Raw genomic sequence first — 11,690 nt, forward strand, 5'->3', positions numbered from 1 at the left:
CAGTCTGTAGAGCGACCATAAGACCAGAACAGAGTAAATCTGTTAAGGCAGGTGCGGAACCCCGCAAGGGAAAGAAGCAGAAACCTAAATCGTGAGGTTTGGGAATCACCGTCCGTTTACGGCGGTGAGGATGTCAAAGATCGGTAATAATTTAAGAGTCACTGACAATTCTCGATTGTCGATATTTCTACAAAGTTAAGATGCGAACCGAGCAGTTCTTGTTTGAGTTAGCTCTGGCTCGGTTATCAGTTATGAGTTATAGATAAATTTACTGAGGTGATATTTTTTCTCATTTTCCTATGCTTAATTAACCTGATGTCCAGACATTTAACTTGATATTAAAAATTAGGAATTACCCCAAAAAAAGAGCCTAAATCAATCAATAAGTCCTTCCCAAAAATAAAAAAAGGAATAAATACTGATGTTGAAAGCTTGTATTAATGGCACTTTTGCCCCTTGACTGTTCCCTTTTTGTTAACCACAAAGACGGGAAGTTAGGAGATAGGGATTTAGGGAGATGGGGAAATAGGGAGATGGGGAAATTTCACCTAATACTAAATCCGGTTATTAAAGACTGATTATTTATCCCCCCTTTTGCCTTTTGCATGAGTGCCTTTTGCCTGTCTTGATATGTAGCCTATACTCAACGGATTTAGTATAAATTCCCCAACACCCCACTACCCCAACACCCCACACCCTACCGCCAAGAAAAACTTTTTTAGCAAACCCTAACTAGGGGAGAAAAGGAAGGTGAGAGGAACCATTCAAGATAAAGCAGCGATCGCTTGTTCTAGGGCCAGGGAAATATGAGTCCAATGGGTTCCCCCCTGACAAAAAACGATATAGGGTTCCCGTAGGGGTCCATCGGCGGAGAATTCCGAGGTGCTACCATCGATAAACGTGCCACCAGCCATCACTACTTGGCTCTCATAGCCCGGCATTTGGGCAGGAACGGGATCCAAGTAGGAACCGATGGGAGAATAGGCTTGAATGGCTTTACAGAAGGCAATCAGCTTATCGGGGGAACCGAGTTTAATCGCTTGAATAATGTCGCGTCGAGGCACAAAAGGAGCCGGATTGACCGGATAACCCAACTTATCGCCCACATAGGCAATTAAATGACTGCCTTTCATCGCTTCTCCCACCATTTGCGGAGCTAGAAACAATCCCTGATAAAGAAGACGATTTTGGTCAAAAGTTGCCCCTCCCTCCCTACCGATTCCCGGTGCTGTCAGACGATAGCAGGCCATTTCCACTAATTCCGCTTTACCTGCTATGTATCCCCCGGCCGTGACGATTGTACCTCCGGGATTTTTAATTAGAGAACCGGCCATTAGATCTGCCCCCACGTCGGTGGGTTCTTTGGTGTTGATAAATTCTCCATAGCAATTATCGACAAAACAGACCGTATTCGGGTTTTGTTGTTTAACTATACGGACAATTCTCTCGATTTCGTCAATAGACAAACTCGATCGCCACGAATAACCGCAAGACCTTTGAATATGTACTAAACGGGTTTGGGGTTTAACTGCCGTTTCTAAAGCCAACCAATCGATCGCACCGGTAGAATCTAGCTCTAATTGCCGATAACTAACGCCAAAATCCTTTAAAGAGCCTTGACCACTGCCCCTAATCCCGATTACTTCCTCTAGGGTATCGTAGGGCGCACCCGCTACCGCTAACATTTCATCCCCCGGTCGGAGAACCCCATACAAGGCACAGGCGATCGCATGGGTTCCTGAAACAAATTGTACTCGCACCGCTGCCTTTTCGGCCCCCAGGGCTTGGGCGAACACTTGATCTAAAGTATCCCGTCCCAAGTCATCATGACCATAACCACTAACACTAGCAAAATGATGCACCCCGACGCGGTTTTCACGGAAAGCAGCGAGGACTTGACGGAGATTTTCCTTGACCTGTGCGTCAATTTCCGAAAAGATGGGGAGTAAGGCCTTTTCTGCCCTGTGGAGTAGAGAGGGGATATCCATCAAACAATATGTGATATTTGTTACCGAAAAATTGGGTTTAAAGCCTCGCCCTAAAAGGGCGACTTTATATGATGTATGATATTAAGAATAGCGGGCCGGGTAAGCAACCGCTTGAAAAACCCAGTCATCAACCGATGAACGCACCTTGAAAACTAGAGTTATGGGGTTCTATAGGGGAATGCTCCTATAGGTAAAAATTCTCAGCACCAAGTACCAGAGAAACCAAGTATTTTAGAGGTTTTGAACTGTATCGTGGGGCACACGAAAACAGGCTTCTGTAATGGAGCGAAAGTCTGAGGAGAGAACCACCTCTGGGTGGGATTTCGCCAGGAATCTAATTCAAGTGGACTCGTTGAGCCAGAAATTCTCAGCAGTGATGCTAGAAGAATCCACGTCCGTTTACGGCGTGGGGTATGTCAATAAGCGTCAAAGTTCCCCCTGTGTCAAATCGAGACAGATAAGACAATGATGCTCTGTCTCCTGTTGTTTCCCTTTGGGTTATTCAATGACTGTTGCGACTTCCGAAAAACTTCCCATCGACTGGGTGACTCTCATCTACATGGCTTTTATCCACTTAGTGGCTCTTTTAGCCTTCTTGCCTAGCAATTTTAGCTGGGGTGCTGTGGGAGTGACATTGATTCTCTATTGGATTACTGGGGGTTTAGGAATTACCCTCGGTTTTCATCGTTTGGTTTCCCATCGGAGTTTTAAGACTCCCAAATGGTTAGAATACTTTCTGGTTTTGTGCGGGACCCTCGCTTGTCAGGGAGGTGCGATCGCATGGATAGGCCTACATCGTATTCATCATAAATATTCTGATACTGCTCCCGATCCCCACGATTCTAATAAAGGTTTCTGGTGGAGTCACATGGGTTGGATGCTGCACGAAATTCCTGCCGACGAAGAAATTGCTCGTTTTACCCAAGATATCGCCGACGATCCTTTCTATAAATTCTGTCAAAATTATTTTGTTCCTATCCAAATTGTTTTAGGCTTAATTCTCTATGCTATGGGTGGTTGGCCGTTTGTAATTTGGGGAATTTTTGTTCGCTTGGTCTTAGTTTTCCACTCCACTTGGTTTGTCAACAGCGCCACCCACAAATTTGGTTATGTTAGCCATGAATCCCACGATAATTCTAAAAATTGTTGGTGGGTTGCTCTCTTAACTTTCGGTGAAGGTTGGCACAATAATCACCATGCCTATCAGTATTCGGCCCGTCATGGCCTACAATGGTGGGAGGTTGACCTGACTTGGATGACCATCCGTCTGCTGCAAATTCTGGGATTAGCTACTAATATTAAGTTACCTCCCACCACGGCAACGGCGACAGAAAGTTAGTTTTATCCAGTAGTTAAATAGATTATAAATCTAGCCGAACTTAAACTTAAGTTCGGTTATTTTTTCTGCGACTTAACCCAAATCTAACAGCTTTTCCCACGGCACAACTGAGGAATATAGGTAATGCCAATCCTCCCCCAAAAAACGAAATCATTGATAGGATAAACTTGATTATTTCCCCCTCTGCTGAACATTGACTGGGGAAAGCGCAACTCATCGGGCCAACAGCGAAGGATAACCAACCAAAAAAGTAAACACACAGGGGAAATAAGAGGCAAAAAACCAGACCCCCCGCTAGACAGCCTAATCCATTAGCCTTTCTATTCGATTTCTTCCCTGTCACCATCTCGATCGCCGACTTTTTCTAACCCATAGCACAAAAAAGTCAAACTAGCAACTTTCTTAACAAATATTTAATATTTACTCTGATGTGGCAGAAAGACCCCAGAGAACGTATAGTGAACCACTCTCAAGGTCGTTGAGAGCTTCCTGCTTCAATGGGATGCGCTTTCTACCTCGAAAGATAGCAAGTCTTACCTTCCCGACCCAGGCAGGAGTCCTAGTTCCTAAGACCCATACTTTTTCTTGCAACACGACCCGTCGAAGCTCGCTTATCGCTTAAGGAATAGTGGTCAAGACCCGTTCATGATAACATAGTTTTTTGGAATTGTCTATATACAAAGTCAGCATTCATGAGGGGAACCCTGGGGTGAATTACTTCGCCCCTTTAAAAGCCCCGTCCCATCGCTTTTAGCGATGGCATGAATGCTGACACTAAGTTAAAAGCTAATCCCTAAATTATAGTAAGTTTCTATGAAAAAAATCTCGATTTTAGGCTCTACTGGCTCGATCGGCACTCAAACTCTCGATATTGTCACCGATCATCCCGATAAGTTTCAAGTGGTGGGATTAGCCACGGGTAATAATATTCAACTACTATCGGAGCAAATTCGGCAATTTCGCCCGCAAATCGTGGCGATTAATAACGAAAGTCAACTAGAAGACCTAAAAAGCCTAATTTCCGACCTTGACTATACCCCGATTATCCTAGCAGGAAAGGAAGGAGTAATCGAAGTGGCCCGTTATGGCGATTCCGAAAGCGTCGTCACGGGAATTGTCGGTTGTGCGGGATTGCTGCCCACGATTGCCGCTATTACTGCCGGTAAAGATATCGCCCTCGCTAATAAAGAAACCCTGATTGCTGGCGGTCCGGTGGTGCTGCCTTTAGTGGAAAAACACCGAGTTAAATTATTACCTGCCGATTCGGAACATTCAGCTATTTTTCAATGTTTACAGGGAGTTCCCCCGGGGGGATTAAAAAAGATTATTCTCACCGCTTCTGGGGGTGCTTTTCGCGATTTACCGGTGGAAAAATTGTCTCAAGTAACTGTAGCTGATGCCCTCAAACATCCTAACTGGTCGATGGGCAGAAAAATCACCATCGATTCGGCTACTTTAATGAATAAAGGTCTAGAAGTTATCGAAGCTCATTATTTATTTGGTGTCGATTATAATGCGATCGATATTGTTATTCATCCCCAAAGTATTATTCACTCTTTAATTGAGTTACAGGATACCTCGGTTTTAGCTCAATTAGGCTGGCCTGATATGCGTTTACCCCTGTTATATGCCTTGTCTTGGCCTGAAAGAATTTATACCGATTGGGAACCTTTAAATTTAGTTAAAGCCGGCAGTTTAACCTTCAAAGAACCCGATCATCAAAAATATCCCTGTATGGGATTAGCCTACGCAGCCGGCCGCGCGGGTGGGGCAATGCCAGCAGTATTAAACGCAGCTAATGAACAAGCGGTAGCATTATTTTTAGAAGAAAAGATTAGCTTCTTAAATATTCCCCGGGTGATCGAAAAAGTTTGCGATCGCTTTGCAATTCATAACAGTTCTACTCCTAGCCTAGATGACATTTTAGCCGCCGATAATTGGGCGCGTCAAGAGGTATCTAACTGTCTGATTGCCAATCTAGTCTAGATAGTCTAGATTCTGTAGGGATGTTAACTCTAATGTCTCTACAGGTCTAGGATAGAAAAATCACTAATTTCGGCTATTTTTTCTGGTTAACTAGATTTATGATGATTAGGGCAAGAGTTGATAACCCTAAATAACCCTGAAGCTTGATCAAAAATAAGATAAAATAAACAAGATAGCGGTTATTACTTTTAATTTTCTATGGTTACAACTTCTCTATCCCTCCCCGAAATCGCCAGAGAAACCCGTCAAGCGAGTCGTCAACTGGCTATCCTGACTAACGAAGAAAGGAATGAAGCTTTAGAGGCTATTGCTGAGGCTTTGACTGCCAATGCTGATAAAATACTAGAAGCTAATATCGCCGATGTTCAAACAGCCAAGGCGATGGAATTATCTCCAGCTTTATGTGCGCGGTTAGAGTTAAGTCCTAGTAAATTAAAAGCCGCTATTGCCGGGGTGCGAGATGTGGCTAAATTAGCAGATCCTTTAGCTACGATGCAAATTAATCGGGAATTAGATCAAGGTTTAATTCTTCAGAGAATAACCTGTCCTTTGGGGGTTTTAGGGGTGATTTTTGAAGCTCGTCCCGATGCTTTAATTCAAATTACCAGTTTAGCGATTAAATCTGGTAATGGCGTTATTTTAAAAGGGGGGAAAGAAGCGATCCGTTCTTGTCAAGCTTTAGTAACAATTATTCATCAGGCATTGAGTCAAACTAAAGTTAATCCGGCAGCGGTACGATTATTAACAACACGAGAAGAAATTCAGGAACTATTAAAACTCGATCAATACATCGATTTAATAATTCCTAGAGGTTCTAACGAATTTGTTCGTTATATCCAAAATAATACCCGCATTCCTGTGCTTGGTCACGCCGATGGTATCTGTCATCTCTACATCGACAAAGAAGCCGATTTAAGCAAAGCAATTAGGATTACCGTCGATGGCAAAACTCAATATCCTGCCGCTTGTAATACCATTGAAACTTTATTAGTTCATCAAGAAATCTCTAGACAATTTTTACCCGCAGTGGCCCAGGCATTAGAGGAAAAAAAGGTTAAATTATTGGGAGATGAAGCAACTCGTCAGATTATTAACGTGCCATCGGCCACAGAACAAGACTGGCAAACCGAATATAGTGATTTAATTCTGTCAATTAAAATTGTCGATAGTCTAGAATCGGCAATCGAACATATTAATTATTACGGTTCTCGACACACGGAAGCCATTGTCAGCGAAAATTTTAACACAGCCAAAACCTTTAGCGATCGAGTCGATGCCGCCGGAGTTTTTCATAATTGTTCCACCCGATTTGCCGATGGTTTCCGTTACGGTTTTGGGGCCGAAGTGGGTATCAGTACCCAAAAAATGCCCCCCCGCGGTCCGGTGGGATTAGAGGGATTAGTGACCTACAAATATCAATTAGCCGGAGATGGTCATATTGTCGCCGATTATTCTGGGGAAAATGCCCAATCTTTCACTCACAAAGATTTATAGTCGAGAAAAAAGCAGATGTTTACAGGATTAATTCAAGACTTGGGAACGATTCGGGTCGTGGATACTGATAGACTATATTTGTCTGTATCCTCTAATACAATTCTCCAAGATTTAATGATTGGTGATAGTGTGGCTGTGGATGGGGTTTGTTTGACAGTTGAGCAAATTCTCCCAGAGGGTTTTGTGGCCACTGCTTCCCCAGAAACCCTACAGCGCACTACTTTGGGACGAAGGATTCACACAGAAACCAACGTTAACCTAGAAACCTCTCTGCGGGTGGGTAGTAAAATCGGCGGTCATTTTGTCACCGGTCATGTGGACGGAATTGGCTGTTTATTAGAATCGATAATTGTGGCTAATTCTTGGGAAATGACCTTTGCTGCCCCTAGTTCCCTAGAAGACGAGTGGAATAACTACATAGCTCGTTACATCGTCGGTAAGGGCAGTATAGCTGTTAATGGCATCAGTTTAACCGTGGCCGATTGCGATGCCTCCGGCAGCTGGTTTAAAGTGGCTGTCATCCCCCATACCTACGCCGAAACCAATCTTTCCCATTTAAAATTAGGCGATTGGGTGAATCTAGAAGGGGATATTTTAGGCAAATATGTGGAAAAATTGCTAGGAATGCGCTCTTATCACGCTCCTAGCGAGATTAGCCTAGAATTTCTGGCTGAACATGGTTATTAGTTTTCCAGAAAAAGCCTTTTCAACTAGAAAATCAATCTGGCACGACTCGTCATATAAATTTATTGGCAATTTATCCATTAATTTTAGTTTTAAAATTGCCAACCTTCTCGCTCCATTAAACCCTGAACATTGGTACAATCGATAGAAAAGTGTTGACAGACTGTGGGGATTTTGGGAGCATTAGGCTTTAAGGCTTCTTCGGTAATTACGCAACCGTCTTTTATCTTAGCAGCGGCAATAATAAATGGGTCTGCCACTGGTTTTCCTTGTAATCTTGCTTTTTCACTCACTAAATCCTTAAAGTTTCTGATAGAAAAAATTTCGGCAATAAATAAAGTTTCCTGAGCAGTGGGTGGTAAAAATATTTGTTTATTATTGCCATATTCTACTTCTTTAAGCACTTCCCGTACTGATTTTAGTTTACCTTCTGACACAAGCAAATCGATTTTTTGCCAAACGGTAGGAAAACTTTTGGGAAAATAGTTTCCTAAAACCTTAAAACTACTTGTGTCAAAAATGTAAACCATCAAAACAGTCCCTTGTCTAATAAATATTGTTCAAGTTGTTCCACCATAGCAACTTTTTTAATGTTTAGATAATCGGCAACGCGCTCGATATCGTATTGGCCTTGATAGTATTTATTGAACACAAGTTTTAGGTAATTTTCTCCCAAATATGTCGCCTGATTAGCATAGTAATCACCTCCAGATTTTTTATTTTTGTCCTGACTTTTTCCCACCTGCTCACTGTACCACTCCCTTACTTTAAGAGTATATTCTTTCTGGGAGATTAAGTTATTATCTAATAGTTTTCGTAAAACTACTTCTCGACTAACCTTATAATCACTGGAAATTTTCGAGATAATTTTATCGTTAACTATTGTTTCTCTGATTATCTCAGAAAAAACATGATTAGGAAGCAGAAACTCCGCAGCAAATTTATTACAAAATATCTCGATATATTTATTTTCTCCTTGCAAACTATTAATATATCTATCGTTAGACTTAGTAATTCCGTTAGTCTGCAAAAGAATATGTGCTAATTCATGAAAAATGGTAAATGTTTGTCTAGATTTTTCCGTGCTATTATTAAGATAGATGATTGGAAATTCAATATCTATCAAGCAAAATCCCGAAATTTCTCGCTGCTTAAAAGAACGCTTGAAAATAAAAATACCGGCTTCTTCCACGGCACTACGCCATTTTTTTAAGGCAGTTTCCTGATCATTCCAGGTCAGTTGTTCTTCTAGAGTAACGTTTAAATAATTTCTGATCTGTTCGGCTAATTTCCTTAAATCATCACTAGAACTAACCGAAATATCCTGAAAGATTTTCTTGGTACTAGGATTAATATCATTATTAATTTCTGAGAGCGACAATTGCATCGCTTGTGCTTGTCGTAAAGCATAGATAGTATCGGCGGCCAAATTTTCGATTTCAAAGTCTGGCAAAGTTCTAAATTCTTGTTTTTCCTCCGCTTCTAGGGGAGGTTCTGGGAAAAAGAATAAAGCGAGGGGACGTTTATATATTTCTGCTAACTTTTCCAATTGACTATAGGCAGGAAAGTCCTCTCCTGACTCCCATTTCTCGATAACAGAAACATCTTTTTTAAACTTGACCGCCACAGACTCAAGAGAATATCTCGCCCTTTCTCTTGCCCATTGGATTATCTTGGGATTAACGCCTGTCAGTTTCTCGCCCATCGGTTTATCTTATCATCACGAGATAGAGATTTCTAGCTTAATTTAGCTTGTGTGATAGTTTCATTGTACTAAATAATCGCCCAAAATAGAGACAATGTACTGAGTTCTGGATATGTCAGCGAGGGATTGATAATTTTTTCCTATATAAAAAACCAGCCGAAAGCTTGACATTAGCCAAAATACCCAGACAATGTTAAGTTAAATTAACCAATAGCCTAGGCTTGTATTTAAGGAAAACCCCTTATGGTAGCAACACCAGTTCAACAGAAATACGACATTAAAGATATTAGTTTAGCCCCCATCGGCAAACAGCGCATCGAATGGGCCGGTCGGGAAATGCCAGTTTTGCGTCAATTAGCCGAACGTTACGCCATCGAAAAACCCTTTGCTGGACTGCGTTTAGTCGCTTGCTGTCACGTTACCACCGAAACCGCCAATTTGGCAATCGCACTCAAAGCCGGTGGCGCTGATGCGTTATTAATTGCTAGTAATCCCCTTTCCACCCAAGATGATGTGGCCGCTTGTTTAGTCGCTGATTACGGCATCCCCGTTTATGCAATCAAAGGGGAAGATAACGACACCTATCACCGTCACGTTCAAATCGCCCTCGATCACAAACCCCAGATTATCATCGATGATGGTTGTGATGTAGTGGCCACCCTGGTTAAAGAAAGAAGTCACCAATTACCCGACATTATCGGTACTACCGAAGAAACTACCACTGGTATCGTCCGTTTGCAAGCCATGCTCAAAGCCGGGGTCTTATCCTTCCCCGCAATGAACGTTAACGACGCAGAAACCAAGCATTTCTTTGATAATCGCTACGGTACAGGTCAATCTACCCTTGATGGTATCATTCGCGCCACCAATATCCTCCTTGCCGGTAAAACCGTGGTTGTGGCTGGTTATGGTTGGTGTGGTAAAGGTGTCGCTATGCGGGCCAAAGGTTTAGGCTCTAATGTAATTGTCACCGAAATCAACGCCGTGCGCGCCATTGAAGCAGCGATGGACGGTTTCCGGGTTATGCCCATGGATGAAGCCGCTAAAGAAGGCGATATATTCATCACTGTTACTGGTAACAAGCACGTTATCCGGGCCGAACATTTTGACGTGATGAAAGATGGGGCGATTGTTTCCAACTCCGGTCACTTTGATATTGAAATCGACCTGCAAGCTTTAGGCGCAAAAGCCAATAATGTTAAGGAAGTTCGCAACTTTACCCAACAATATAGCCTAAAAAGCGGTAAATCCGTCGTTGTTATCGGTGAAGGTCGCCTAGTTAACCTCGCAGCCGCCGAAGGTCATCCTAGCGCCGTTATGGATATGAGTTTCGCTAACCAGGCGATCGGTGTAGAATACTTGGTTAAAAATAAAGGTAAATTGGCCCCCGGCATCTACTCAATTCCCTACGAATTAGACCAAGAAATCGCCCGTTTGAAACTGCAAGCCATGGGGATTGAAATCGATACCCTCACCGAAGCCCAATTAGAATATATCAACTCCTGGACTTCCGGAACCTAATATCAGTTATCAGTTATCAGTTATCAGGTGTGAGTTTTCAGTTTTCAGATGTGAGTTTTCAGTTATCAGGTGTGAGTTTTCAGTTTACTGAAAATACTTCCCCAACCCCCTTTTTTTACTTTTAAACTGTTTTCTAAATCATAAAAAAATATGACTGAATGGATTACAAATACAATGACTTCGATGGGCTATTTAGGCATAGCCCTATTAATGTTTTTAGAGAATCTTTTTCCTCCCATTCCCTCAGAATTAATTATGCCCCTAGCGGGTTTTACCGTCCATGAGGGACAAATGGAATTTATTCCGGCAGTGGTAGCGGGGATTGTCGGAACCGTAGTCGGAGCGCTACCTTGGTATTATCTCGGTCGGGTTGTGGATGAGGAAAAAATCGAAAAACTAGCCGATAAATACGGCAAATGGATTACCGTTTCCGCTAAAGATATTCAAAAAGCCAATCAATGGTTTAATCGTCACGGTAGTAAAGCGGTTTTACTCTGTCGTTTGGTCCCCGGAGTGCGAACTTTGATTTCCCTACCTGCTGGGATGAATCACATGGCGATGATTCCTTTTTTAGTTTACTCCACCATCGGCACGACCCTCTGGGTCGTTTTTTTAACGGCAGCAGGTTACTTTTTAGGGAAAAATTACCCCCTTGTGGAAGAATATCTGGCTCCCGTCTCAAAAATAGCTCTACTTGTCCTGGTTATCTGGTTTATCCTCTGGATTATCCGCAAACGCAACCGCCGGTATGAGTAAATGTTGATCATAGGTGCTGCGTTACGACGGATTGTCACCTTCCAGTCAAATCAGCAATTTTTGCCGTCTAACGCACCCTACTGGACTGTTTCAGCTAATTTGGTGCAATAGATTCTCCCGATTCCTCCTCCTCAAACACAGGATAAAGATGTTTCAGCTTGACCCTAGCATCGCTGGTCGTAAACGTCCATATTACTGTAGATGCAGTCTGATTACG

Annotated in this window: 9 protein-coding genes and 1 pseudogene; 6 read left to right on the forward strand and 4 right to left on the reverse strand. The window is 42.5% G+C overall.

All coding sequences use genetic code 11. The annotated features are described in order from the left end of the window. Positions 1 to 764: 764 nt before the first annotated feature. Positions 765 to 1,988 (reverse strand): methionine gamma-lyase family protein, encoded by a 1,224-nt coding sequence (locus IM479_RS22290; RefSeq protein WP_287685090.1) that lies wholly within the window; start codon positions 1,986 to 1,988, stop codon positions 765 to 767. A 505-nt stretch (positions 1,989 to 2,493) separates the two neighbouring features. Between IM479_RS22290 and IM479_RS22295 the strand changes: the two genes are divergently transcribed. The 4 genes from IM479_RS22295 to IM479_RS22310 all read left to right on the forward strand — a co-directional run bounded on the left by IM479_RS22295 (position 2,494) and on the right by IM479_RS22310 (position 7,494). Further along, positions 2,494 to 3,327 carry an acyl-CoA desaturase gene (locus tag IM479_RS22295; protein ID WP_110578684.1) on the forward strand — a complete coding sequence of 278 codons (834 nt, stop codon included), beginning with the start codon at positions 2,494 to 2,496 and terminating at the stop codon, positions 3,325 to 3,327. Positions 3,328 to 4,140: 813 nt separating this feature from the next. After that, a complete protein-coding gene (gene dxr / locus IM479_RS22300; protein WP_287685091.1) occupies positions 4,141 to 5,313 on the forward strand; it encodes a 1-deoxy-D-xylulose-5-phosphate reductoisomerase in 1,173 nt (390 codons plus the stop codon). Positions 5,314 to 5,511: 198 nt separating this feature from the next. Further along, on the forward strand, positions 5,512 to 6,807 hold the full coding sequence (gene proA, locus IM479_RS22305; protein ID WP_287685092.1) for a glutamate-5-semialdehyde dehydrogenase: 1,296 nt from the start codon (positions 5,512 to 5,514) through the stop codon (positions 6,805 to 6,807). A gap of 15 nt (positions 6,808 to 6,822) precedes the next feature. Further along, positions 6,823 to 7,494 carry a riboflavin synthase gene (locus IM479_RS22310; RefSeq protein ID WP_287685093.1) on the forward strand — a complete coding sequence of 224 codons (672 nt, stop codon included), beginning with the start codon at positions 6,823 to 6,825 and terminating at the stop codon, positions 7,492 to 7,494. Between the two features lie 89 nt (positions 7,495 to 7,583). Here the strand turns inward: IM479_RS22310 and IM479_RS22315 are convergent, their stop codons facing one another. Next, a complete protein-coding gene (locus IM479_RS22315; RefSeq protein ID WP_287685094.1) occupies positions 7,584 to 8,021 on the reverse strand; it encodes a PIN domain-containing protein in 438 nt (145 codons plus the stop codon). Continuing rightward, the gene (locus tag IM479_RS22320; RefSeq protein ID WP_287685095.1) at positions 8,021 to 9,196 is read right to left on the reverse strand and encodes an ImmA/IrrE family metallo-endopeptidase; all 1,176 of its coding nucleotides are present in this window, start codon (positions 9,194 to 9,196) and stop codon (positions 8,021 to 8,023) included. The genes IM479_RS22315 and IM479_RS22320 overlap by 1 nt, the downstream gene beginning before the upstream one ends. A 243-nt stretch (positions 9,197 to 9,439) precedes the next feature. Here IM479_RS22320 and ahcY point away from each other — a divergent pair, with 243 nt between their 5' ends. Together ahcY and IM479_RS22330 are read left to right on the forward strand one after the other, a co-directional pair. After that, positions 9,440 to 10,717: an adenosylhomocysteinase gene (ahcY, locus tag IM479_RS22325; protein ID WP_287685096.1), complete on the forward strand. Its 1,278-nt coding sequence runs from the start codon at positions 9,440 to 9,442 to the stop codon at positions 10,715 to 10,717. Between the two features lie 150 nt (positions 10,718 to 10,867). After that, positions 10,868 to 11,473, forward strand: a complete 606-nt coding sequence (locus IM479_RS22330) for a DedA family protein (protein ID WP_002755550.1) — start codon at positions 10,868 to 10,870, stop codon at positions 11,471 to 11,473. A 94-nt stretch (positions 11,474 to 11,567) separates the two neighbouring features. Here IM479_RS22330 and IM479_RS22335 read toward each other — a convergent pair. Further along, positions 11,568 to 11,690, reverse strand: a pseudogene (locus IM479_RS22335) (IS630-like element ISMae25 family transposase); the annotation flags it as partial.

The sequence above is a fragment of the Microcystis sp. M165S2 genome, from assembly GCF_020245885.1.
In the GTDB taxonomy this organism is placed as follows: Bacteria; Cyanobacteriota; Cyanobacteriia; order Cyanobacteriales; family Microcystaceae; genus Microcystis.

Coding starts and splice junctions, on each gene's coding strand:
- IM479_RS22290 (WP_287685090.1), bottom strand. CDS start 1,988: ATGGATATCCCCTCTCTACTCCACAGGGCAGAAAAGGCCTTACTCCCC.
- IM479_RS22295 (WP_110578684.1), top strand. CDS start 2,494: ATGACTGTTGCGACTTCCGAAAAACTTCCCATCGACTGGGTGACTCTC.
- dxr (WP_287685091.1), top strand. CDS start 4,141: ATGAAAAAAATCTCGATTTTAGGCTCTACTGGCTCGATCGGCACTCAA.
- proA (WP_287685092.1), top strand. CDS start 5,512: ATGGTTACAACTTCTCTATCCCTCCCCGAAATCGCCAGAGAAACCCGT.
- IM479_RS22310 (WP_287685093.1), top strand. CDS start 6,823: ATGTTTACAGGATTAATTCAAGACTTGGGAACGATTCGGGTCGTGGAT.
- IM479_RS22315 (WP_287685094.1), bottom strand. CDS start 8,021: ATGGTTTACATTTTTGACACAAGTAGTTTTAAGGTTTTAGGAAACTAT.
- IM479_RS22320 (WP_287685095.1), bottom strand. CDS start 9,196: ATGGGCGAGAAACTGACAGGCGTTAATCCCAAGATAATCCAATGGGCA.
- ahcY (WP_287685096.1), top strand. CDS start 9,440: ATGGTAGCAACACCAGTTCAACAGAAATACGACATTAAAGATATTAGT.
- IM479_RS22330 (WP_002755550.1), top strand. CDS start 10,868: ATGACTGAATGGATTACAAATACAATGACTTCGATGGGCTATTTAGGC.